The following is a 22,055-nucleotide window of genomic DNA, read 5'->3' on the forward strand; positions in this document are numbered from 1 at the left end:
GTTTGAAGGTACCCCAAAGTGCCACCACCGCGCGTATGCTCATGGGCAACCATCACGGAGAAATCCCATGCGCAGGCTTCTGACGCCAGTCCTTGCCCTTGCCTTCTGCATCCCCAGCCTCCTCGCCGGAGACCTCACCCTCACCATGACGAGCACCGGCCGGGGGCACGAAGGGAAGCAGACCCACCTCTGGTCCTCCAAATTCATGCGGATCAACCACCCGGAGGGCCAGCGGGACACCCTGGTGGACTTCGTCCAGGGCGTCCACTACACCATCGACCACAAGAAGAAGGTCATCCAGAAGATGAGCTGGGAGGACCTGGAAGTGGCCATGGAGGGCATGGCGGAGAAGATGAAGAACCTGCCCGCCTTCGCCCAGAAGCTAATGGGCGGGAGTGATGCCCAGGTCGTGGTCGAAGAGCAGGGATCCGAGACCATCCTGGGTCGGAAATGCAAAAAGTGGAAGGTCACCATGGGTTCCACCGTCATGGAGAGCAGCAACGATCCCTCGCTCAAGCCGCCCATGCCCGTGGGTTCCTACAAGCGGTTCCTGCGCCTCCAGCACGCCATCGGCCAGCTGGGTCCCGGTGCCTCCTCCATGCTGAAGCTGGGCGAGGAACTGGCCAAGGTGCAGGGAATCGCCCTCCGAACCCACAACGTGCTGCCCATCGTGGGTGACCTGACCAGCGTGGCCACGGAGCTGAAGGAGGGATCCATTCCTGAATCCGCCTTCGCCCTGCCCGAAGGCTATAAGCTGGAGGACGCCGGGAAGAAGATGCGCGAGAACCTGGCGAAGGGCCGCTGAGGCCCGGAATCCCAGCCAGCGCACGTCCGAAGGAACCGCCCATGCCCCCCGAACCTCCTTCTTTCGATGATGGGCTAGACCGCCTGGAGGCCCTGGTACAGCAGCTCGAATCGGGCAGCTTGGGCCTCGAGGAGGCCCTGTCCCGCTTCGAGGAGGGCGTGCAGCTGAGCCAGGGGCTCCAGAGGCAGCTGGCCGAAGCCCAGCGCCGGGTGGAGGTCCTCAAGGCCGGCCTGGGCGGTGAATACCGCGCAGAGCCGCTTGACGAAGCAAGGGACTCCCGGTGAGCGAGGCCTCCAGCCAGGTCCGCGCCGACCTCGACCGGCTGCTGCCGCTCCTGGACGCCGAACTCACCGCGCCCTTCCGCTCGGGTGAGGCCGTGCGACTCGGCGAGGCCGTGCGCTACAGCCTGGAGGCCGGCGGCAAGCGGGTGCGGCCCGTGCTCTGCCTGCTGGCCTGCGAGGCCGTCGGCGGCAGCGCCCAGCAGGCCCTGCCCGGGGCCCTGGCCCTGGAGTACATCCACACCTATTCCCTCATCCACGACGACCTCCCCGCCATGGATGACGACGATCTCCGCCGGGGCCGGCCCACCAACCACAAGGTCTTCGGCGAAGGACACGCCATCCTGGCGGGCGATGCGCTGCTGACGGAGGCCTTCGGCGTGCTGGCTTCGGCCGGCCTCGACCCCATGCGCCGCGCCGAGGCCCTGACCCTTCTAGCCGAAGGGGCGGGATGGCGGGGCATGGCGGGGGGGCAGGCCCTCGACTTGGAGGGCGAGAAGGTCGAAGCCTACGATCTGGAGCATCTCCGCCTCATCCATCGCCTCAAGACCGGTGCCCTGCTGCGCACTTCCCTGGAAATCGGAGCCGTGCTGGGCGGCGCGACGCTCACAGAACGGGTCGCCCTGCGGGCCTACGGCGAGGCCATCGGCCTGGCCTTCCAGATCCAGGACGACATTCTCGACGCCACCGCCACCGATGCCGATCTGGGCAAGCGGGCGGGAAAGGATGCGGCCAGGGGTAAGATCACCTACCCTTCCCTCCTGGGCCTGGAGGGTGCCCGCCATGCCCTAAGTGAAGCCACCGAGACCGCCTTATGTCAGCTAGCATCCCTTCCCAACCGGAATTCCTTGGCAGCCTGGGCGCGCTATCTGGCGCTGCGGGCCGGGTAGCCCGACCCGTGGCGACTCCCGGCAGCCCCTATCCCCTGCTTGATTCCCTGGCCGCTCCCCAGCAGGTGCGGCACTTCACGCCCGCCCAGCTGGAGCAGCTGGCGGCCGAAGTACGGGCCTTCCTCATCGCCTCGGTCTCCGAGACTGGCGGCCACTTCAGCTCGAACCTCGGCACCGTCGAGCTCACCGTGGCGCTCTTCCACCACTTCGACTTCCTGCAGGACCGCATCGTCTGGGACGTGGGCCACCAGGCCTACCCCCATAAGATCCTCACGGGCCGCAAGGACCGCTTCCCCACCCTGCGCCAGCACCATGGCCTGTCGGGATTCCTCAAGCGCGACGAGAGCCCCTACGACCACTTCGGCGCCGGCCACGCCAGCACCAGCATCTCCGCGGCCCTGGGAATGGCCAAGGCGCGGGACCTCCAGAAGCTGGACCACACCTGCATCGCCGTCATCGGGGACGGCTCCATGACCGCCGGCATGGCCTTCGAGGCGCTGAACCAGGCGGGCTACCTGCAGACGAAGAACTTCCTGGTTATCCTCAACGACAACGACATGAGCATCAACCCCAACGTGGGTTCGCTGCAGGGGTACCTGAACCAGATCATGTCGGGCCAGTACTACCACCGCTGGCGCGACCGCATCGAGCACGCCATCAAGGCCATCCCCCTGGAGTCGGTCAGTAAGGGCGTGGCCAAGGCCGCCAAGTGGAGCGAAGAGAGCTTCAAGCGGCTCATGGTGCCGGGCCTGCTGTTCGAGGACCTGGGCTTCCGCTACATGGGCCCCGTCAACGGCCACGACGTTGGCGCCACTTCGAAGGCCCTGGCCGAAGCCAAGGAGAAGATGAAGGACGGCCCGGTGCTGCTGCACGTCCAGACCAAGAAGGGCTACGGCTACGAACCCGCCGTGCAGGACCCCCTGAAGTGGCATGGCGTCACCGCCTTTGATGCTGAGGCTGGCGAGATCATCAAGGTCACCGTAGACCCGACCAAGCCTGCTCCACCCAGCTACACCAGCGTGTTCGGCAAGGCCATGGTGGAACTGGCAAAGACGGACGAGAAGATCGTCGGCATCACGGCCGCCATGCTGGACGGAACCGGCATGAACCTCTTCCAGAAGGCCTTCCCGGACCGCTGCTTCGACGTGGGCATCGCCGAGCAGCATGCAGTCACCTTTGCCGCCGGCCTCGCCACCCAGGGCATGCGCCCCGTCTGCGCCATCTACAGCACCTTCCTTCAGCGCGGCTTCGATCAGGTGGCCCACGATGTCTGCATCCAGGACCTGCCCGTGACCTTCGCGCTGGATCGCGCCGGCATCGTCGGGGCCGACGGCCCGACCCACCACGGCCTCTACGACCTGGCCTACCTGCGCTGCCTGCCGAACATCATCCTCATGGCCCCCAAGGATGAGAACGAGCTGCGGCGCATGCTCATGACCGCCCTCTACTGCGGCCACCCCGCAGCCATCCGCTACCCCCGGGGCAACGGCCTGGGCGTCACGCTGGAGGAGCCCATCAGCGCACTGCCCATCGGCAAGGGCGAGCTACTGCGGGAGGGTGACGACCTCCTGCTCTGCGCCATTGGCGCCATGGTGGCCCCGGCCCAGGCCCTGGCTGAGAGCCTGGCCGCGGAAGGGCGCTCCTGCGCGGTCATCAACGCCCGCTTCGTCAAGCCGCTCGATGCGCCCCTCCTGCACGCCTGGGCTCGCCGTTGCCGGGGCGTGGTGACGCTGGAGGAAGGCTGCGCGCCCGGGGGGTTCAGCGGGGCGGTCGCAGAATCCCTGGCAGACGCCGGCATCCTCCGCCCCCTGCTCCGCTGCGCGGTGCCCGATCATCTCGTCCACCACGGAGACCCCAAACAGCTGCTCGAGGACGAAGGCTTGGGCCCCCAGAAGCTGCTGGAACGGATTCAAGGGTTTTCCAGTCAAATCTAAGTAAAAACTTGCGAACCCCCCCAGGATTTCCTATGGTTGGAATCACCCCGCCCTGGTGATTGATCAGACTTGAGGATTTCTCGTGAGGAATAGCTGCATCCGCTTATCCATTCTGAGCGCCTTGATCGGCCTGTCCGGGCCCACCCTGTGCGCGCAGTCCTGGGATGCCGCCACCCAAGCCCGCAGCTGGGCCAAGCAGGACAAGGACGACTCGTTCACGTTCTTCGACGCCGGCAGCCGGATGCTCCATACCTGGCTACGCGACGGCGGCGTCCTCGGGAGCGTGCCCGTGGGCAAGTCCGACGAGGCTCCCGAACGGTGGCTGCTGGACCCGCGGAACAACGCCTGGGTCGCCCGGGGCACCACCATCACCCAGATCGACAAGACCGGGCACGTCATCCTCAACCTCAAGCTACCCGCCGAAGTGGGCGATGTCTGCTGGGACCCCAAGGGCTTCGTGCTGTCCTACAAGGCTCCGGAGCCATACCTGGAGAAGCGCGACTTCAAGGGCGGCCTCCTGTGGTCCTTCGGAGCCAAGCCCTCCAGGGGTGAGGGGCCTGCGCCCCTGAACCGGCGCCCGATCGTCCTGGACGATGCGGGCAATGTGCTGATGGCCGACGGCAATGCCCTGAACCTCGCCATCCTGGATGGGAACACCGGAAGGAAGCTTGCTGAAACCAGTCTCCTGCTGGGCCCTGGCCAGCCGGCGCCCGCCCTTGAGGGCTATGTTGTGGAGCGCGGCCCCCTGGTGATCTGGCCCGGCAAGGGCGTGGTCTTCGCGGCGGTCAAGGCCGCCCAGATTCCCGCCCCCCTTCGGGCAACGCTCCAGGGCCAGGCCCTGGCGCGCCTCGACTTCGCACAGTCCCGCCTGGAGTTCCTTCCCACAGGGCTGGACGAGTCCCACATCCTGGTGGGCGTCCTGGATTCCGACGCGATCTTCGTCAACCCCAGGGGCGGGCTGATGCTGGTGAAGATCAAGTAGTTCTCAGCCCGCCAGGCTCAGCACCCGCTCCCGGTCCAGGAAGGGGATCGTTCGCCAGGTGTTCGTGGGCGCGGGATTCAGCGCGGGGCGACCCAGGACATGCTCGAGGATGAGATTCCGCTGGGAGGCCGGCGTGATCAGGTCGGCCGTGCCCATGAAGCCGATGGCCGCCATGTAGCCGCCCCCTCCGCGCAGGCGGTAGGTTGAGATCGCCAGGGTGAAGACCTGGTCCGGCTTCACGGGCTGCCCCTGGTAGCTGAGGTTCCGGACGCGGCTGCCCACGGGTTTGCCCAGATCCAGCGCGTAGCTCACCCCGTCCACCATGTCGTAGTTGTAGAAGGGGACCTCGCGGTTGTACAGCTCCGGCTGCCAGCTGAGGAGGTAGTGTCGCGCCCCGTGCTCCAGGTAGCGCTTCAGCTGATCCCCGCTGATACGGATCCGGGCCACTTGGCTTTCATAGGGCGCCAGGGCGTAGAACTGGCGCACGCTCGTGGGTCCCTTGGGGATGAACAGCTTCGCCCCGGGGCTTGCAGCGGCGGACAGCTGGGCGCCAGTGGCTTGGCGCTGCACCTGGTGGATGAGCTGCATGAGCGGCGTGTCCTCCATCCGCGCCCAGCGGCTGTCCAGATCCACCAGCAGGTTCGTGGCAGCCGTGTCGAGGTAGCGGTCCGTGGTGGCACGAAGCTCCGCGGTCAGCCTCAGGGCCTCAGGATCAGCGGGGGTCTGGTCCTCTGGCTTGATCGTCCGGCCCTTGCCCGCCACCACCCGCCAGCGCCCACCCTCCAGGCTGAGGTCCAGATCCAGCACAGCCAGGGCGCGGCCAAAACAGCCTCCCTGGATGATGGGCACGCCCTTGTGCTCGGTCTGCAGCGTCTGGTGGGTGTGTCCCGCGAAGATGGCGTCCACGCCCCTGACCTGATCCGCCAGCCGTAGGGCGGCGTTCTCGTCGCCCTCCACCCCGCGAACCTCGCCAAGTCCGGAGTGCATGAGGACGACCACCACATCGGCCCGCTCCTTGTCCCGCAGGTAGGGCACCAGGCGCTTCGCCGTGGCCACGATGTCCTGGAAGGCCAGGCCGGCATAGTTGCCGGGCTCGGTCATGGCGGGCACCCCGGGCGTGGTGAAGCCCAGGAGGGCCACACGCACGCCGGCCACCGTCACCAGGGCATAGGGCTGGAAACCAGGGCGGCCCTTGACGTCCACCGCATTGGCCGACAGAAGCGGGAACTTCGCCTGCTTCTCCACCTCGCGGAGCACCGGTAGGCCGAAGTCGAAGTCGTGGTTCCCCACCACCATGGCGGAAAACCCCAGGGCATTCATGATGGCGACGCTGGGCTCGGGCAGGTCGCGCCGGAGCACGTTCCGCACGTAGTTGACCGGCTCGCCCTGGATCGTATCGCCACAGTCCACCAGGATCGTGTTCGGATTCAGTGCCTTCTGGTGCCTGATCAGAGTTGTGACCTTTGCCCAACCTTGGTTCGCCGCCTGCAGGCTGAAGGTGTCCTCGGCCATGACATGGCCATGCATATCGGTGGTCCCAAGAATCTGAATCCGGGCCTCTTGAGCCTGGAGGCCCAAGGTGATCAGCAGGATCCAGAACCAATGACGCATGCGCGCTCCAGGGTGACTCCGGCAACCCAGGGTTGGATGGGGCCGACTTCAAGGGTAAACTTTCCCCTCACCCAAGGATGCCCCCTCTTTCGGAGCCCCCCATGCAAGAAGTCCAGATCAAGGCCCCCAAGCACGAATTCACGCTGCTTTGCGACGACATCCGCCAGGAGATGGGCGGCAAGACCTCGCTGATGGGCCTGTACGACCACCACATCGTGGTGCCCCAGGTGCCCTTCACCCTCCCCAAGGTGTGCTTTTACACCCGGTTCTCCCGCATGGACGGCCAGTTCAAGTTCGGCTTCTCCATCGTGAGCCCCACCGGCGACCGCAAGGACGTGATCCGCGACAGCGATGTGCAGATCCCCGACGGCGCCAAGGAAGGCACCTTCAACGTCATCGCCAGCCCCTTCGAGGTGACTGGCGAGGGCGTCTATGAAGTGATCATCGCCCTCACCAAGGGCGCCGACCGCTTCGAGTACGTCTACAAGTTCGCCATCTCCGACGCCAGCCGCCTCCAGGCTGAGTATGAGAAGGCCATGGCCGAAGCTGGCCAGGCTGGCAACTAAGTCTCTCCATCTGTCTTAAAAGCAACGGCGCCCCGGCGGGGCGCCGTTGCTTTTAGACTGAGAGCGGAGTAACCATGTCCGACCGCTACGCGAAGCAGCGCATTTTTTTGGGCCGCGAGGCCGATGAGGCGTTGCGGGCGAAGCGGGTGGCGGTCCTGGGCCTGGGCGCCACGGGATCGGTCATCGCCCCCTGGCTGGCCCGGGCCGGCGTGGGCCACCTCACCCTCATCGACCGGGACCTGGTGGAGCTCTCGAACCTCCAGCGCCAGCTCCTCTACGGCGAGTCGGATCTGGGCCGTCCGAAGGCTGAAGTGGCCGTAGAGCGGCTGCACGAAGCCAATTCGAGCATCGATTTGGCTCCCGTGGTGGCCGATCTCACCAGCGGCAACGCCCGCGAGCTGCTGTCCGGTTTCGACCTCATCTGCGATGGCACCGACAACTTCGAGGCCCGCTTCCTCATCAACGATGTGGCCATCCTCACGGGCACTCCCTGGATCTACGCCGGAGCCATCGGCGGTGAGGGGGTGGTCTGGCCGCTGCACCCGACCCACACCCCCTGCCTGCGCTGCCTCATAGAGGAGCCCCCCGCGGGCGGCGATGTGGACACCTGCGACAGCGCCGGCGTGCTGGGCCCCACCGTGGGCATCATCGGCAGCTGGGCGGCCATGGAGGCGCTCAAGGTGCTCACGGGCCAGGCGCCCCACACCGAACTGGCCCGCTTCGACTTCTGGCACGACGAGCGGCAGTTCCTGAAGGCCCCGAAGACCCGCTGCCGCTTCTGCACAGAGAAGGTCACCGAGTTCCTGGAGGCCCGCTGGAGCCTGAAAGCCAGCGCCCTCTGCGGCCTGGAAGGCGTCCAGATCCGCGTGAACCCGCCGGGGAAGCTTGATCTCGCCGTCCTGAAGGAACGCCTCGAAGCCCGCACCCGCAGCCCCTGGAGGCAGGCGGGCCTGATGCTCAAGGGCCGCGACGGTGCCGATGAGATCACCCTCTTCGCCGATGGCCGCGCCCTCGTCCACGGCCCCATGACCCCCGAGCGGGCCCGCAGCTGGTACACCGAGGTGGTGGGATGCTGAAAGTCCTTCTCTTGGTATCGCCTGTGGCGACACGCAAGACCTCACCACCCAGCCATGATTCCCCTCTCCATCAGGTGAATGCTTGATCGTCCACTCCCCACTCAAGGTCGTTCTGGCCTCCCGCAACGTCGGCAAGCTGCGCGAGTTCGCGGAGCTCCTGCCGGACATCCAGGTCGTCCCCTGGCCTGCGGATGCGCCTGAGCTGCCGGAGACCGGCGCCTTTTTTCAGGACAACGCCCTGCAGAAGGCAGAGGGCGCCCGGGCCTGGTGGCTGGCCCACGGCACTGAGCCCGTGGACGGGGTGCTGGCCGATGACTCCGGGCTCTGCGTGGATGCCCTCTGGGGTGGTCCCGGCGTGCTGAGCGCCCGCTTCGCCCCGGACCTGCCCGCCTACCGCGACAAGATCCGCCGCCTGCTGGCCATGCTGCCGGAGGGCGCGGTCAGGACCGCGCGCTTCGTATGCGTCCTGGCTTACGCCCCCCTTCAGGCCCCCCCCTTTACCATCAGTGGCTCCGTGGAGGGCAGCCTGGCCTTGGAGCCCCGCGGCGAGAGCGGCTTCGGCTACGATCCCATTTTCCTGCCGGAAGGCCACGACCACACCTTCGGCGAGCTGCCCGCGGAGACGAAACACTCCCTCAGCCACCGGGCCCGGGCCTGCCAGGCCCTCTGGCGCCGGCTGCTCGGCGAGGGAATGTGAGCGGGGCGCACAGGCGCAAGTGAGGGTTTCGCCGTCAGGACAAGTTCCACTCAAGTGGAGGATTTTGGAGCCCGCCTGGACATCCAAAAATCCGACCCGGGCTGGTCGCGCACCTTGTCGTGCTTCTCCCGTAAATCCGGTTCTGCGTTCATTTCAGGCTTCTCCAGCCTCCCTCATCGAGACCAAATACATGGTTTCCCCCAGCCAGCTTCCGGGCCCTCAACTCGCGATGTCCGGGTAGGATCAATCTTTCCATGCCCCGGATGAACCCAGGAGCCAGTCCATGTCCAAGGTCCTCATTGCGTCATTCCTCGGGATGGTGTTCGCGACACCGGTGATCCTTGCCGCGCCTACCTCTGCCCAGGTCGACTACCCCACCCTGTCCAAACCCGGCCGCAAGGTGCCCCTGGGCAAGGACCATTACTTCACCTACGGCTTCACTCAGCAGCCCAAGCTCGGCACGGCGGTCATGCGGGTGGAGGTCTTCACCCAGGACGGCAAACGGGACACGAGCTTCGCCATCCAGGGCGACGCGGACATGCCCTCCATGCGGGGGGCCCACAGCAGCGGTCCCAAGGCCTTCGCGCTCTCGAAGAAGGGCGCCTACCTGCTGCCAGTCCAGCTGGTGATGCCCGGCGACTGGGAAATCCGGTTCACCTTCCTGAAAAACGGGCAGGCCGTCCTCCGCGGCGCCTACCTGTTCGACCTCTAAGGGGCGCGCCATGAATCCCCAGCGCGGCCTCCCTTCGAGGCGCCTCCTCCTGCTCCTCCCCCTGGCCTTCGTGGCCGCGCCCCTGCCGGCGGCGGTCAGCTGCGAGCTGAACAACCCCGCCTCTGACGTGCCCCGCCTCTTCCCCGAGTCCACCAGCTACAAGACCCTCTACTTCTCCTTCGCGAGCCGGGGCGGTGAGCCCGTGTTCAAGAGGGTCGTAAGCCGCCTCGCCGGGGTTCCCGCCCTCTATGCCCCCCTGGACGTGCCCTATACCCTCTACGAGATCTACAAGGGGAAGGAGAAGATCGGCTACATCCACGGGGTGAATCAGAAGGGACAGTTCGGCGTGCTCGAGGTCTTCGTCTCCCTGGATCTCGAAGGCCGGATCAAGGCCTTCTACCTGCAGCGCGTGGCCGGCTCCTGGGCGAACAAGTTCACTGCCCGCAAGTTCGGCACCCAGTTCGTGGGTATGACCCTCAAGGACTTCGCGACCTTTGACTTTATTGCCGGCAAGGGCACCGGCCGCCTGGCCGCCGTAGTCAACCCGGTGCCCGAGGCCCTGACCGACTTCCTGGGTGTCCTGCGGGCCCTGAACAAGAACCTCATCCTGATGGACGAGTTCTTCTACTCGGCCGAGAAGAAGCAGCCATGATCAGTAAGTTCCAGATCGCCTCCAAGAACCTGCTGCGAAAGAAGGCCCGCACCGTCCTCACCCTGGTGGGGATCATCCTGTCCTCCTGGGTGCTCGTGAGCCTGCTGGGCTTCAACCGCGGCTACGAGAAGGCCCTGAACCGCGACATCGACAACATGGGCTACCAGATCATGGTCATGGCCAAGGGCTGCCCGTACGAGGCCGCCACCATGATGCTGCAGGGCGGGGCCGGGCTCCGCTACATCGAAGAGGATGTGGTGAAGACCATCGAGGCCCGGCCGGAAGTGGACAAGGTCACGCCCATCCTCATGCAGGCCTTCTTCGATCCCAACAAGGGCGATGGTGGCGGAATCGCGGGCTACTTCGGCGTGGACCTCGCCACCTTCCCGGCCATGAAGCCCTTCCTGCGCTTTCATAAGGGTGGCTGGTTCGCCGATGCCAACGCCGAGGAGGCGGTCATGGGCTACGAGGCGGCCGAACTTGAGCAGCGCGAGGTGGGGGACCTGATCCTCGTTCCCGAGAAGAACGTGCAACTCAAGGTTGTGGGCATCCTCCAGCGCACGGGCACCCAGGACGACGGCACCATCTTCGTGCCCCTGCGCACCCTGCAGAAGATCACCGGCCTCGACAAGATCACCACCATCGGCATCAAGGCCAGGAAGGACGCCGACCTCACCAAGCTGGAGGCCTCGCTCTACCAGCTGCCGGACATGCAGGTGGTGAGCTTCAGCCAAGTGAAGCAGACCATCATGAAGCTCATCGCCACGGCGCGGGTGATGGTGCTCTCCATCGCCGTCATTGCCCTGCTCATCGCCATGGTGGGCGTGGTGAACACCGTGCTCATGTCCGTGCTGGAGCGCAAGCACGAGATCGGCATCCTGAAGACCATGGGCGCCATGCCCGGCGACATCTTCCGCCTGGTCTGGACCGAGACCCTCATCCTCTGCGCCAGCGGCGGCGTTCTCGGCATCGGGCTGGCCCTGGTCTTCGCCCGGCTCTCCGACCTACTGGTCCGCCGGGCCCTCCCCTACGCGCCGGGCGGGGAGCTCGTAGCCATCGACCTCCGGCTCTCCGCCATGACCCTGCTGACCATCGTGGTCGTGGGCCTGGTCAGCGGTATGTACCCGGCCTGGAAGGCGGGGCGCATCCGGCCCCTGGATTCGATCCGGAGTGAGGCATGAGCGCCGCCAACGGCATCGCCCTCGAAGCACGGGACCTCACCCGGATCTATGGTCGCGGCAGCGAGGAGGTGCGTGCCCTGGATGGCGTCTCGCTGCAGATCCGCAAGGGCGAGTTCGTCTCCTTCATGGGGCCCTCCGGCTCCGGGAAGACCACCCTCGTGAACCTGCTGGGCTGCCTAGAGAACCCCACCTCGGGCGAGCTGGACCTGGCGGGCCGGCGCATCTTCGGCAACAGCGAGGTCCTCGGCGAGCGCGACCTCACACGGATCCGCCGCGAGCTCTTCGGCTACATCTTTCAGAACTTCTACCTGATTCCCACCCTCACGGTGCGGGAGAACGTGGCACTTCCCCTGGCCTTCTACCGCAAGCCAGGCGTGGAGGGCGAGGTGGAGAGCCTGCTGGGCCTGCTGGGCATGGAGCAGCGCATGAACCACCTGCCGGGGCAGATCTCCGGCGGCGAGATGCAGCGGGTGGCCATCGCGCGGGCCCTGGTGAACCGTCCCGAGATCCTCCTGGCCGACGAGCCCACAGGCAACCTAGATACCACGCGCACCGGCGAGATCGGCGAGATCCTGCAGCAGCTGAACCGCAGCACAGGCCTGACCATCCTCATGGTCACCCACAACCCCGACCTGGGCCGCCTCGGCGGCCGCCACATCGAGATGCGCGACGGCCGGGCCTGCGAGGCTTGAAGCGCAGGAATGCCCATGCCGGAATCCGGAGGCGGAGCCGCGGGCCACTCCGGTAGGGTGAAGGAATGACGTGGAAGCGCGAACCCCGTACCTGGCTGGCCATCTCGGCCCTGCTGCTGCTGTGGGCCTCGGCCTTCGCGGGCATCCGGGCGGGCATGCGCCTCACCCCCTCGGGCGCCGTGGGCCCCGATGGCTACGGCCCCGGCGAGCTGGCCCTGCTCCGCTTCGGGACGGCCTCCACCTTGCTGGCCCTGTACGCGGCGGCCAAGCGGATGCGGCTGCCGGAGCGCTCGGAGCTGCCCCTGATCGGCCTCACGGGCTTCCTGGGCATAAGCGTCTACCACGTGGCCCTGAACTTCGGCGAGGTGACGGTGCAAGCCGGGGCGGCCTCCCTGCTCATCTCGGCGGCCCCCGTGTTCACCGCCCTTCTGTCAGTGGCCGTGCTGAAGGAACGCCTCACCGGGCTCGGGTGGCTGGGCATCCTGCTGGCCTTCGCCGGCGTGGCCCTCATTGCCCTCAGCGGCGGCCGAGGCCTGCACTTCACGCCCGGGTCCCTGCTCATCCTGCTGGCGGCCACCGTGGCGGCTGTCTACTCGATCCTGTCCAAGCAGCTCTTGCGCCGCCATGCCGCCCTGGAGTTCACCTGCTATTCCATCTGGGCGGGCACCCTACCCCTGCTGGTCTTCCTGCCGGGCCTCCTCCGCCGCTTTCCCGTGGCCGCGCCCCCCGCCACCTTCGCCGTCATCTACCTCGGCATCTTTCCGGCGGCCATCGCCTACGTGCTGTGGAACTATGCCCTGGCCCGGATGCCCGCCTCACTGCTGTCGAGCTTCCTGTACTTATCGCCGGTGCTCGCCAGCCTCATCGCCTGGGTGTGGCTGGGCGAGGTCCCCGCCCTGCTCACCCTCGTGGGCGGCGCCATCGCCATCCTCGGCGTGATCCTGGTGCAGACGAAGGGTTACGCGCGGGGGGGCCGCTAGACCTTCTCCTCGCTCCGCGTGAGCAGGCCGATGAAAGTCAGGGGCGCTTCCGAGTTGTTGATGAGGCCGTGGCTGCCGCCCGCCTTCACCAGGAAGAGGTCCCCGGGCCCCACGGGGAAGCGCTCGCCGTTCAGCAGGCCGGTACCCCGTCCCTCGACAATCAGGTAGAGGTCCTCGGTGTTCGGATGCGCGTGTTCCCCAATGCTGGCGCCGGGCTCCAGCGTGATCCGACCCAGGCTGAGCACGCCCGCCATGTCGCCCAGCTGCAGCAGGCTCACGTCGAGGGCCCGGCCCTCACCACCGCGGATGTTCGCCTTGGTTTCAGCCGGCAGGTCGCTCAACCGCCGGATCATGGTTGGCCTCCCAGAAAGATCCGGGGATCCACCCGGGTGTTGTTGAGGCTCAGGGACCAGTGCAGGTGCGGCCCCGAGGCGCGGCCCGTGCTTCCCACCTCGCCTACCACATCGCCGATCTGGAGCACCTGGCCCTCCTTCACCGAGATCTTCGACAGGTGGCACAGCAGGCTCACCACGCCCTCGCCGTGGGCGATGAACACGGCGTTGCCGCTGTAGAAGAAGTCGCCCATGAGCACCACCCGGCCCGGCGCCGGGGCCCGCACCGCCTGGCCCTGGGGAGCCCGGATGTCCAGGCCCGAGTGCGGCGAGCGGGGCACGCCGTTGAAGATGCGCCGCAGACCGAAGGAGGCAGTGAGGGCCCCTGGCGTGGGCTGGCGGAAACTCAGCGAAGGCACCAGCGCCTCGGGCCAGGCCTTCCAGGCCGGCGCCATCAGAACCTGCTCCCTGGCGATGCGGGCCTCGTCCTCGGCGTTGGGCGTCACATGCCGCTGGTTCGCCAGCTTGACGCGCTGCTCGGGATAGCGCTTCGGTCGAATCGCGAAGGGCACCGCCCGACCATCCACCTCGATGGCCTGCTCACCGGGCTTCGCGCTTAGGGGAATGCCCACCACCGCCACCCAGCCCTGGCCACTGCGCCGCGTGAGCACCGGCTCGCCGAGGTAGGTAACCACAGGCGCCGTGGACTTGGCGGGCAGGGCGACGACCGCCACCCCGCCGGGGACAGGTGAGGCTTTGAAGGAAGGGCCCTTGGCCACCGCCCCTGCCACCCCTGGGACCCCTGTCATCGCCATCAGCAATACCAGGGAACGGGAGACTGTGAGACAGCAGGTCATAGGCATTCCGAACACGTCGCAGGAGCGAGGGCTCCAGGATAGCGAAGGGCGCACCCGGTCAGGTAGAACGAGACCTGGCGCGGCAACAGTTCCTGGCGCCACGATTCGAGTGGTCTGATGAATGGGAATCGGCCATCCTGGGCTGACCTTTCTCCAGGAGCCCCCTTGAGATTCCTCGCGCTGGCCTTGGTTCTGGCTGTTCAGGCCCCTTCTCTGATCGCCCAGGTACAGCCCACGCTGGCGCCTGTCCTCGATCCCTTCATCGAAAAGGGGCTGAAGGACTGGAACATTCCCGGGCTGTCCATCGTGGTGGTGAGGGATGGTGCCGTCGTCTACGAGAAGGGCTTTGGTGTCCGCGAACTTGGCAAACCAGGCAGGGTCGACCCGGACACGCTGTTCGGCATGATGTCGACCACCAAGGCGATGACCGCCCTGGCCATGGCGATGCTCGTCGATGAGGGCAAGGTGGGCTGGGATGATCCCATCCGCAAGCACCTGCCCAGTTTCCGCCTGCCCGATGCCTACCTCACGGAACACGTCACCGTTCGGGACGCCCTGCGCCATACCTCGGGCATCCAGGATGCGGACCTGCTCTGGGCTCGTGAGGACCTCAGCACGAAGGACATCCTCGCGCGCCTGGACCGGGTGCCCCCCACCAGCGCCCTGCGGTCGGATTTCATCTACCACAATGTGATGTACCAGGTCGCCGGGGAGGTGATCGCTGCCGTCTCAGGAATGCCCTGGGAGCAGTTCATCGCCACGCGCATCCTGATCCCGCTCGGGATGACCCGGAGCCGCGTGACGCTCGGATCGGTGCAAGCCACCGTGGACGCCAACGTCTCCTCGGCCCACTTCGAGATCAGCGGTCAAGTTCGGCCCATCGCCGAAGTGACCGTGGACCGCGTGCCTGCGGCCGGTGCGGTCTGGTCCACGGCCCACGACACCGGCAAGTGGCTGGCCTTCCTCCTGGCCGGCGGCAAGGTCGGCGACAAGCCAATGGTAAGTCCCAAAGTCTTCGCGGAGCTGTGGATCCCCCAGGTCGTCGTCGCGCCGCACCAGTGGGGTTACCCGACAATGCAGCTCACCGGCTCGCGTTGGCTGGGCTATGGCCTGGGCTGGTTTCTCCAGGACTACCGCGGCCAGTTCGTCGCCATGCACACCGGCAGCACGGATGGCCGCACGGCCATCATCGGGCTGGTCCCCGAGGCGAAGGTGGGAGTCTTCATCTTCGGTAACCTCGACCACGCCGAGTTCCGGCACGCCCTCCTGTGGAAGGTCCTCGATCTCTGCCTCGGCGCCCCCGACCGGGACTGGAATGCCGAATGTCTCAAGCTGTACGCCGACCTGAAGGCGAAGGGCAAGGGCCGGGAAGCCGAACAGGAGAAGACGCAGGTGAAGGACACGAAGCCCAGCCACCCCCTGCAGGCCTACACCGGAACCTATTCCCACCCCGCCTGGGGCGAGTTGAAAGTGACACTGGAAGGCCAGGTCCTGGCCTTGCGGATGGGTCCTTCACCAAACTTCGCGGGCCGCCTGGAGCACTGGCACTTCGACACGTTCCGAACCAGGTTCGGAGATGGTCGAAGCGGTTGGAGCACCGTGGGCTTCACCACCGCCCTGGATGGCGGCATCGGCGCGGTGGTGTTGGATAACCCATCTCTGACGTTTACGAAAGTGCCTGTGGCGAAGGCAAGCCCATCGCACTGAGGACCCGCTGAATTGGGGAGGGGTTGCTGAACTGGATGCTGCGGCCAGACTCAGCGATCCACACCCTCTGCCGGCAAACCTGCAACGTCCCCAAGGTTGGGCTCGATCACACTGGTCTCCTCCACAAACCCCACCTCCCGCATCTTCACGGCGTCCTGGTAGGCGGCGAGGATGGCGGTGCGGATGCGGAGGTACGAGGTGTCGGTGACCTTGGTGTTGAAGGTCACGGTGGCCACCAGATAGTCGCGACCGTCGGGCATGGTCTGGGGGGCGCTCACCTGGATCTGGGGGGCCATGATGGTGGCCGAGCTGCCTTCGCGCAGGCGGGTAGACAGGGCCTCGCACCAGGCCTGCAGCTGGGGCGTGAGGGCCAGGCCCTGCTCGGGCGAGGCCACCATCACTCGGCCGTACAGCGTGAAGAAGAGGCGCAGCTGGGGCGGGTCGAAAGAGTGGTTCAGGTAGCCCGACATGCTGGCGATCTGTTGGAAGTCCTTCAGTAGGGCCTGCAGCTTGGGGCTGGGCTGGGCTGGGCCCTGGGCCTTGGCCATCAGCGCACCACGCCGTAGCCGTACCTGGCCACCAGCAGGTCCAGCCGCTGGCGGGCCTCCGGCGTGACGGCCTCCGGGGCGGTGAACAGCGCCATCTTCAGGGCCTCGCCACAAGGACAGGACCGCGGCGCACCGGAAAGCTGCGGCACCACCTGGCGCAGCAGGGCCTGGGCCTTGTCCACGTTGGCGTGCATGACCTCCAGCACCGAGGCGGCATCCACACCCTCCTCCTCCTCGCGCCAGGCGTCGTAGTCCGTCACCAGGGCGATGCAGGCATAGCAGAGCTCAGCCTCACGGGCGAGGCGGGCCTCGGTCACCTGGGTCATGCCGATGAGGTCCGCGCCCCAGCTCTGGTGGAGTCTGCTCTCGGCGCGGGTGGAGAAGGCGGGGCCCTCCATGCACACATAGAGGGCGTCGCCCGCGATGGGCAGGTTCAGTGCGCGGCCCGAGGCTAGCAGTGTTTCCGACACATGGGCACAGGTGGGCTCGGCAAAGCTCACGTGGGCCACCAGACCCTCGCCAAAATACGTGTCCTTGCGGTGCTTCGTCTTGTCGATGAACTGGCTCACCAGGCGCAGCTCGCCGGGCTTGTGCCGGGCCTGCAGGCTACCCACGGCGGACACGCAGATCAGCCGCTCGACGCCCACAGACTTGAGGGCCCAGAGGTTGGCCCGGTAGTTCACCTCGCTGGGCGTGAAGCGGTGGCCTTCGCCATGGCGCGCCAGGAAGGCCACGGGGGCACCCTCCAGGGTGCCCAGATGCACAGGGCCCGAGGGGTCGCCGAAGGGGGTCTTCACCTCCTGCGCCCGGTCGAGGGCCAAGCCCTCCATCCGGTAGAGCCCGCTGCCGCCGATGATGCCGATGGGTGCTCGCATTGCTCCATTCTACTTGCGAAGGAGGACGGCGCCGTGCTTCTCTGGTGGTCCTGACAATTCAGTGTTGGATGTTCGGGAAGCAGGTGAGATTCCTGCACTGCCCCGCAACGGTATGCACCACGGCCCCTTTGGCGTGAGACCTCAAGCCCGAGCCACTGGGACCATCCCGGGAAGGCAAGGGGGGAGCCGAAAAGCCCCTGTCGCGTGCGAGTCCGGAGACCGGTCCTGCACCTCACCCCCCGTCGCGGGAACGGGCCGGGCCGTGGTTCCCACCAGGGGAATCCGCCCCGCCGCCGCGACGTCATGCGTGGAGGCATGATGGGCATTCCCCGGATCTCATCCCTGTTGGCGGCCGTGTCCGTCCTTTCGAGCGGCGCCGAGCCCGAGCGCAAGCTCGGCGAGGCCACGGTCACGGTCAGCGCCGAGGCCCAGCCCGTGGAAGTCACCCGCACGCCGGGCCCCGTGCGCATCGTGGAGGCCGAGGAACTGGCCCGCCTGGGCAGTCGCACCCTGGCCGAGCTGCTGGCGGTGCTCCAGCCGGGCGCCGTGATGGCCAGCGGCGGCCCCGGAGCCAATGCCTCGGCCTTCCTCAACGGCACCCTCAGCCGCAACGTCGTGGTGCTGCTGGACGGCTTGCGCCTCAACGACCCCACCGCCATCAGCCCCGACCTGGGCGCCCTCAGCCTCGTGGGCATCGGCCGTGTGGAGCTGGTGCTGGGACCCTCGTCCGTGCTCTACGGCAGCGACGCCATTGGCGGCGTCATCGCGCTCACCAGCCTGGGCAAGGGCGCCGACGGCTTCCACGGCCAGGCGGGCCTCAAGGCGGGCACGAAGGGCCTGCGCGGCGCCTCAACGCGGGTGCAGCTGGCCAGTGCCCTGGGCTGGCTGGCCGCCGGTGCCGAGGCCCAGAAACAGGGCAGTGGATTCCCGGATGACGCCTTCCGGCAGGCGGGTGGGTTCCTGCGCCTGGGCACCACCCTCGGCCCCGTGGACCTCACGGGCTTCTACCGCAACAGCGGCCAGACGGCCTCCCTGCCCTTCACCACCCTGGCCTGGCCGGGGTTCGGGCGCAGCTACGAGCCCCAGCGCGAGACCAGCGCCCGGCAGGAGAGCTGGGGCGCCAGCTTGCGCTGGTCCCTCGCACCAAGCCTGGTGCTCGAGAACACCCTGCAGGCCCTGTCCGGCAGCACCGGCGATCCCAGCGGTCCCCTGCGCCAGCAGACCGACCGCAGCTTCCGCCGCGCGGAGGACCAGCTCACCCTGCACTGGACGCCCTCGAAGGCCCTGCGCCTCTCGGCCCGCCTCGAAGCCCGGGAGGATGTGAGCCACGCGAAGAACTACTACGATCCGGCCACCTTCGCCGCCGTGTCCTACCGCGGCGAGGGGCGCGATCTGGCCGGGGCCCTCGAAGCCCGCTGGACGGTCTTGGAGGGCCTCGACTGGGTGGCGGGCCTGCGCCACGATGCCGGGCATCGCGATCTGACCCGTCAGGACACCGGCCAGCGCAGCCGCGCAGGCAGCGCAGAGGCCGGCACCTGGCGCTCGGGCCTCAACTGGGTGGTGGCGCCGGAGCTTCGGCTCTACGCCAGCGCGGGCCAGGGCTTCCGCATGCCCAACACCACGGAGTTCGCCCTCAACGCCCAGGCCGAAAATCAGGATGGGAAGACCTATCCCGTGGCCCCCGAGCGCAGCCGCACGCTCCAGGTGGGCGCCACGGGACTGCTGGCGGGCCACTGGGAGTACCGCCTGGAGGCCCAGCGCACCCGCATCAGCAATCTGCTGGCCTACGTCTACGACACCAGCTTCGCCTACCCGCCCCTCTTCACCTCGCACTACGCCAACCAGGGCAGCATCCGCGCCCAGAGCCTCGAAGGCGCCCTGGGCTGGCGGGGCGGCACAGACCTGGCTTACGGCTGGGACCTGATCCTGCGCAGCCAGGAGACCCGGGACCTGGACCACAACACTGAGGCCGACCGCTTCGGCCAGCAGAATACCGCCATCGTGCGCCACCCCTTCTTCACGGGCTCACTGGCCGGCTTCGCCCAAGGGAAGCGCTGGCGGGCCGATGTCCGCATCGACCGCGTGGGTGCCCGCTACGACATCCACGACACCACTTACCAGGTGATCGCCACGGGCAGGCCCTACCGCGACTTCAGCCTGGGCGGCGCCTTCGAGCCCATGCAGAGCCTCACCCTGGCCCTGCGCGGCGAGCACCTCCTGCAGCCCCGTCAGAGCGTTCAGGACTGGCTTAGCGGCCGCTACGACCAGAACGGCGACGCAGCCCTGGTCTATGGCTTCCCCGCCCCCGGCCCCCGCTGGACCCTCAGCGCCACCTGGAGGTGGTGATGGCGAATCTCGGTCGGAAACAAATCCACCACGAAGACAGGAAGACAGGAAGAAGGACCATCGACCAATCCCCACTCACTTCTTGGTGGTCTTTCTGTCTTCGTGGTGAATCATTTTTTCGTATCTTGGTATGCCTTCTCTTTGCCGTGTTGCCCCTGAATGCGGCGCACCCCCAGCGGGTGGTGAGCCAGGCGGTGGGCACGGATGAGCTGCTGCTGGCCCTGGCTGATCCGGGGCAGATCGCGGCCCTCAGCCACATCAGCCACGACGCGCAGTTCAGCCCCGTGGCCGCCGAGGCGAGGCGCTTCTCGGCCCTCCGGGACAGCGACGCCGAGAGCGTGCTGCGCTTCCGCCCGGACCTGGTGCTGGCCGCCAGCTTCACCCGCCCCGAGACCCTGACCCTGCTCCGGCGGGCCGGGGTCCGGTTGGTGGTGCTGGACCGCTTCAACACGCTGGAGGACATCTACGCCAGCCTGCGTCTCCTCGGCCGTGAGCTGGGCCAGGAGGCCCGCGCCGAAACCGTGATCAACCAGTGCAGGGCCCGCGCCGCGGCGCTCGCCGCCCGACTCAGCGGTGTGAAGCCCGTGCGTGTGCTCAGCGCGGGGGTCTATCCCTTCACTTCGGGGGCCGGCACCACCTTCCAGGATCTCTGCGACCACGCCGGGGCCCTGAACGTGGCCACAGAGGCGGGTCTGAGGGGCCATGCCCCAACGCCCTCCGAGAAGCTGCTGGTCTGGAACGTCGAAGTGCTGGTGGCTTCCGAAGGTGAGAGCACCCGCGCCCAGCTCGCGGCCATCCCGCACTACCGGGCCCTGCCCGCCTTCAAAGCCGGGCACCTGGTAATGCTTCCGGGCCCCATGATGTCGAGCGTCTCCCACCACCGCATCGCCGCCTACGAGGCCCTGGCCCGCGCCCTGCACCCGGAGCGCTTCCGGTGAAGCCCCGCCTCGCCGTCCCGCTCCTGCTGGCGCTTCTGGTGCTGACCTTCCTGGCCTCGCTGGCCTTCGGGGAGCTGCGGCTGAGCTTCGGGCAGGTGCTGGGCGCCCTCACAAACGGCACGGACGAGGTGGCCAGAACCGTGGTGCGGGACTTCCGCCTGCCCCGGGCCCTGGTGGGCCTGGCCGTGGGTGCGGCCCTGGGGGCCAGCGGTGTGGTGATGCAGGCCTTCTTCCGCAATCCTCTGGCCAGTCCGGGCCTGCTGGGCGTGAGCAGCGGCGGTGCCCTGGGCGCCGTGGCGGTGCTGGCCACGGGACCGATCTTCGGGTTCGCCGCGGCCACGATATGGGCCCTGCCCCTGGCTTCCGTCCTGGGCGCCTTCGCCGCCACGGGCATGGTGCTCATGCTGGCGCAGCGGGGCGCGGGCACCGAGCGACTGCTGCTCTCCGGCGTGGCACTCAACGCGCTGCTCGGCGCAGGCACCAGCTTCCTGCTCACCACCACGGCGGGCCACTTCGAGGTGAATGCGCAGATCCTCTTCTGGCTCATGGGCGGCCTGGAGAGCCGCAGCTGGGAGCACGTGTGGATGGGCGTGCCCGCCATCCTCGTGGCCTGCCTACTGCTGCTGCCTCTGGGCCGCGCCATGGACCTGCTGAGCCTGGGCGAGCAGAGCGCCCAGAGCCTCGGCGTTGACGTGCGCCGCCTGCGCCGCCAGCTCATCATCCTGTCGACGATTCTCACCGCGCTCGCCACGGCCGTGGCGGGCATCGTGGGCTTCGTCGGCCTAGTGGTGCCCCACGTGCTGCGCCTGGCCTTCGGCCCCGACCACCGACGCCTGCTGCCCTACTCCATGCTGGGCGGCGCCACATTCCTGCTGGCCTGCGATCTCGTCACCCGCACCTTCCCCCTGGGTCTGCGCCTGGGGGTGGTCACGGCCCTCATCGGCGGCCCCTTCTTCCTGTGGCTGCTGAGGAGGCCACGATGACCGCCGCCCTCCATGCCACCGCGCTGGCGGTGCCCGGCCGGCTGGAGGCGGTGTCGCTGGACCTCGGCCCGGGCGAGCTCACCGCCCTGGTGGGTCCCAACGGGGCGGGGAAATCTACGCTGATCCAGGCCCTGGCGGGACTGCTGCCCGCCGAGGGTCTTGTGGCGTGGAGTGGACAGGCCCTGTCCCGCATTGCCATGCAGGAGCGTGGCCGGCGCCTGGCCTGGGTGGGCCAGGAAGCCCACTTCGAGTTCGCCTTCCCCGTGCGCGAGGTCGTGGCCCAGGGCCGCTATGCCTGGGGTGACGATCCCTCCGGAGTGGAGGCCGCCCTGGCGGAGCTGGACCTCACCCATCTCGCCGAGCGCCCCGTGACGCGCCTCTCCGGCGGCGAGCGCCACCGCGTGGGCCTGGCC

The 22,055-nt window shown here is 67.6% G+C and carries 23 protein-coding genes and 1 riboswitch; of the genes, 18 read left to right on the forward strand and 5 right to left on the reverse strand.

Features of this window, described 5'->3' with window-relative positions; translation table 11 throughout:
• Positions 1–67: 67 nt before the first annotated feature.
• The 5 genes from WAS25_RS10165 (at position 68) to WAS25_RS10185 (ending at position 4,889) form a co-directional block, all read left to right on the forward strand.
• Complete coding sequence (locus WAS25_RS10165; RefSeq protein WP_422311674.1) at positions 68–805, forward strand: DUF4412 domain-containing protein; 738 nt, start codon at positions 68–70, stop codon at positions 803–805.
• A gap of 41 nt (positions 806–846) precedes the next feature.
• Positions 847–1,089, forward strand: coding sequence for an exodeoxyribonuclease VII small subunit (xseB, locus tag WAS25_RS10170; protein ID WP_422311675.1), 243 nt, complete (start codon positions 847–849; stop codon positions 1,087–1,089).
• Positions 1,086–1,973 (forward strand): polyprenyl synthetase family protein, encoded by an 888-nt coding sequence (locus WAS25_RS10175; protein WP_422311677.1) that lies wholly within the window; start codon positions 1,086–1,088, stop codon positions 1,971–1,973. The genes xseB and WAS25_RS10175 overlap by 4 nt, the downstream gene beginning before the upstream one ends.
• Positions 1,974–1,981: 8 nt before the next feature.
• A complete protein-coding gene (dxs, locus tag WAS25_RS10180; RefSeq protein WP_422311679.1) occupies positions 1,982–3,907 on the forward strand; it encodes a 1-deoxy-D-xylulose-5-phosphate synthase in 1,926 nt (641 codons plus the stop codon).
• Between the two features lie 121 nt (positions 3,908–4,028).
• Positions 4,029–4,889, forward strand: coding sequence for a hypothetical protein (locus tag WAS25_RS10185; RefSeq protein WP_422311681.1), 861 nt, complete (start codon positions 4,029–4,031; stop codon positions 4,887–4,889).
• 3 nt (positions 4,890–4,892) lie between these two features.
• On the opposite strand, the gene WAS25_RS10190 is transcribed toward WAS25_RS10185, so the two are convergent.
• Positions 4,893–6,500, reverse strand: a complete 1,608-nt coding sequence (locus WAS25_RS10190; RefSeq protein ID WP_422311683.1) for a bifunctional metallophosphatase/5'-nucleotidase — start codon at positions 6,498–6,500, stop codon at positions 4,893–4,895.
• Positions 6,501–6,601: 101 nt separating this feature from the next.
• On the opposite strand from WAS25_RS10190, the gene WAS25_RS10195 reads away from it, so the two are divergent.
• From WAS25_RS10195 to WAS25_RS10230, 8 genes are all read left to right on the forward strand, one after another.
• A complete protein-coding gene (locus tag WAS25_RS10195) occupies positions 6,602–7,066 on the forward strand; it encodes a DUF6941 family protein (protein WP_422311685.1) in 465 nt (154 codons plus the stop codon).
• Between the two features lie 74 nt (positions 7,067–7,140).
• Complete coding sequence (locus WAS25_RS10200) at positions 7,141–8,142, forward strand: ThiF family adenylyltransferase (RefSeq protein WP_422311687.1); 1,002 nt, start codon at positions 7,141–7,143, stop codon at positions 8,140–8,142.
• A gap of 82 nt (positions 8,143–8,224) precedes the next feature.
• The gene (locus tag WAS25_RS10205; RefSeq protein WP_422311689.1) at positions 8,225–8,839 is read left to right on the forward strand and encodes a non-canonical purine NTP pyrophosphatase; all 615 of its coding nucleotides are present in this window, start codon (positions 8,225–8,227) and stop codon (positions 8,837–8,839) included.
• A 283-nt stretch (positions 8,840–9,122) separates the two neighbouring features.
• The gene (locus tag WAS25_RS10210; protein WP_422311691.1) at positions 9,123–9,551 is read left to right on the forward strand and encodes a hypothetical protein; all 429 of its coding nucleotides are present in this window, start codon (positions 9,123–9,125) and stop codon (positions 9,549–9,551) included.
• Positions 9,552–9,561: 10 nt separating this feature from the next.
• Positions 9,562–10,203 carry a hypothetical protein gene (locus tag WAS25_RS10215; protein WP_422311693.1) on the forward strand — a complete coding sequence of 214 codons (642 nt, stop codon included), beginning with the start codon at positions 9,562–9,564 and terminating at the stop codon, positions 10,201–10,203.
• A complete protein-coding gene (locus tag WAS25_RS10220; RefSeq protein ID WP_422311695.1) occupies positions 10,200–11,384 on the forward strand; it encodes an ABC transporter permease in 1,185 nt (394 codons plus the stop codon). The genes WAS25_RS10215 and WAS25_RS10220 overlap by 4 nt, the downstream gene beginning before the upstream one ends.
• Entirely contained in the window at positions 11,381–12,076 is a 696-nt protein-coding gene (locus WAS25_RS10225) for an ABC transporter ATP-binding protein (protein ID WP_422311697.1), read from the forward strand. Before WAS25_RS10220 ends, WAS25_RS10225 begins: the two co-directional genes overlap by 4 nt.
• Before the next feature lie 65 nt (positions 12,077–12,141).
• Positions 12,142–13,056 (forward strand): DMT family transporter, encoded by a 915-nt coding sequence (locus WAS25_RS10230; RefSeq protein ID WP_422311699.1) that lies wholly within the window; start codon positions 12,142–12,144, stop codon positions 13,054–13,056.
• On the opposite strand, the gene WAS25_RS10235 is transcribed toward WAS25_RS10230, so the two are convergent.
• Together WAS25_RS10235 and WAS25_RS10240 are read right to left on the reverse strand one after the other, a co-directional pair.
• On the reverse strand, positions 13,053–13,409 hold the full coding sequence (locus tag WAS25_RS10235) for a cupin domain-containing protein (protein ID WP_422311701.1): 357 nt from the start codon (positions 13,407–13,409) through the stop codon (positions 13,053–13,055). The genes WAS25_RS10230 and WAS25_RS10235 overlap by 4 nt on opposite strands.
• Entirely contained in the window at positions 13,406–14,251 is an 846-nt protein-coding gene (locus WAS25_RS10240; protein WP_422311703.1) for a peptidoglycan DD-metalloendopeptidase family protein, read from the reverse strand. Before WAS25_RS10240 ends, WAS25_RS10235 begins: the two co-directional genes overlap by 4 nt.
• A 159-nt stretch (positions 14,252–14,410) precedes the next feature.
• On the opposite strand from WAS25_RS10240, the gene WAS25_RS10245 reads away from it, so the two are divergent.
• Positions 14,411–15,952, forward strand: coding sequence for a serine hydrolase (locus WAS25_RS10245; protein WP_422311705.1), 1,542 nt, complete (start codon positions 14,411–14,413; stop codon positions 15,950–15,952).
• A 50-nt stretch (positions 15,953–16,002) separates the two neighbouring features.
• Here the strand turns inward: WAS25_RS10245 and WAS25_RS10250 are convergent, their stop codons facing one another.
• Complete coding sequence (locus tag WAS25_RS10250) at positions 16,003–16,500, reverse strand: hypothetical protein (RefSeq protein WP_422311707.1); 498 nt, start codon at positions 16,498–16,500, stop codon at positions 16,003–16,005.
• Positions 16,500–17,375, reverse strand: coding sequence for an S-methyl-5'-thioadenosine phosphorylase (gene mtnP, locus WAS25_RS10255; RefSeq protein ID WP_422311709.1), 876 nt, complete (start codon positions 17,373–17,375; stop codon positions 16,500–16,502). The genes WAS25_RS10250 and mtnP overlap by 1 nt, the downstream gene beginning before the upstream one ends.
• A gap of 32 nt (positions 17,376–17,407) precedes the next feature.
• A riboswitch (cobalamin riboswitch) is annotated at positions 17,408–17,617 on the forward strand.
• 76 nt (positions 17,618–17,693) lie between these two features.
• Here mtnP and WAS25_RS10260 point away from each other — a divergent pair.
• From WAS25_RS10260 to WAS25_RS10275, 4 genes are all read left to right on the forward strand, one after another.
• Positions 17,694–19,721: a TonB-dependent receptor plug domain-containing protein gene (locus WAS25_RS10260; RefSeq protein ID WP_422311711.1), complete on the forward strand. Its 2,028-nt coding sequence runs from the start codon at positions 17,694–17,696 to the stop codon at positions 19,719–19,721.
• A 146-nt stretch (positions 19,722–19,867) separates the two neighbouring features.
• A complete protein-coding gene (locus WAS25_RS10265; RefSeq protein WP_422311713.1) occupies positions 19,868–20,659 on the forward strand; it encodes an ABC transporter substrate-binding protein in 792 nt (263 codons plus the stop codon).
• On the forward strand, positions 20,656–21,642 hold the full coding sequence (locus WAS25_RS10270; protein ID WP_422311715.1) for a FecCD family ABC transporter permease: 987 nt from the start codon (positions 20,656–20,658) through the stop codon (positions 21,640–21,642). The genes WAS25_RS10265 and WAS25_RS10270 overlap by 4 nt, the downstream gene beginning before the upstream one ends.
• A partial coding sequence (locus WAS25_RS10275; protein WP_422311717.1) for an ATP-binding cassette domain-containing protein occupies positions 21,639–22,055 on the forward strand: 417 nt, incomplete at its 3' end. The genes WAS25_RS10270 and WAS25_RS10275, both read left to right, overlap by 4 nt.

This window comes from Geothrix sp. (genome assembly GCF_049292215.1).
In the GTDB taxonomy this organism is placed as follows: Bacteria; Acidobacteriota; Holophagae; order Holophagales; family Holophagaceae; genus Geothrix.

Excerpts from the sequence above, each read along its gene's own strand:
- WAS25_RS10210 (WP_422311691.1), top strand. The coding sequence starts at position 9,123 with ATGTCCAAGGTCCTCATTGCGTCATTCCTCGGGATGGTGTTCGCGACA.
- WAS25_RS10230 (WP_422311699.1), top strand. The coding sequence starts at position 12,142 with ATGACGTGGAAGCGCGAACCCCGTACCTGGCTGGCCATCTCGGCCCTG.
- WAS25_RS10250 (WP_422311707.1), bottom strand. The coding sequence starts at position 16,500 with ATGGCCAAGGCCCAGGGCCCAGCCCAGCCCAGCCCCAAGCTGCAGGCC.
- WAS25_RS10165 (WP_422311674.1), top strand. The coding sequence starts at position 68 with ATGCGCAGGCTTCTGACGCCAGTCCTTGCCCTTGCCTTCTGCATCCCC.
- WAS25_RS10225 (WP_422311697.1), top strand. The coding sequence starts at position 11,381 with ATGAGCGCCGCCAACGGCATCGCCCTCGAAGCACGGGACCTCACCCGG.
- WAS25_RS10190 (WP_422311683.1), bottom strand. The coding sequence starts at position 6,500 with ATGCGTCATTGGTTCTGGATCCTGCTGATCACCTTGGGCCTCCAGGCT.
- WAS25_RS10220 (WP_422311695.1), top strand. The coding sequence starts at position 10,200 with ATGATCAGTAAGTTCCAGATCGCCTCCAAGAACCTGCTGCGAAAGAAG.
- WAS25_RS10260 (WP_422311711.1), top strand. The coding sequence starts at position 17,694 with ATGGGCATTCCCCGGATCTCATCCCTGTTGGCGGCCGTGTCCGTCCTT.
- xseB (WP_422311675.1), top strand. The coding sequence starts at position 847 with ATGCCCCCCGAACCTCCTTCTTTCGATGATGGGCTAGACCGCCTGGAG.
- WAS25_RS10240 (WP_422311703.1), bottom strand. The coding sequence starts at position 14,251 with ATGCCTATGACCTGCTGTCTCACAGTCTCCCGTTCCCTGGTATTGCTG.
- mtnP (WP_422311709.1), bottom strand. The coding sequence starts at position 17,375 with ATGCGAGCACCCATCGGCATCATCGGCGGCAGCGGGCTCTACCGGATG.
- WAS25_RS10215 (WP_422311693.1), top strand. The coding sequence starts at position 9,562 with ATGAATCCCCAGCGCGGCCTCCCTTCGAGGCGCCTCCTCCTGCTCCTC.
- WAS25_RS10195 (WP_422311685.1), top strand. The coding sequence starts at position 6,602 with ATGCAAGAAGTCCAGATCAAGGCCCCCAAGCACGAATTCACGCTGCTT.
- WAS25_RS10200 (WP_422311687.1), top strand. The coding sequence starts at position 7,141 with ATGTCCGACCGCTACGCGAAGCAGCGCATTTTTTTGGGCCGCGAGGCC.
- WAS25_RS10235 (WP_422311701.1), bottom strand. The coding sequence starts at position 13,409 with ATGATCCGGCGGTTGAGCGACCTGCCGGCTGAAACCAAGGCGAACATC.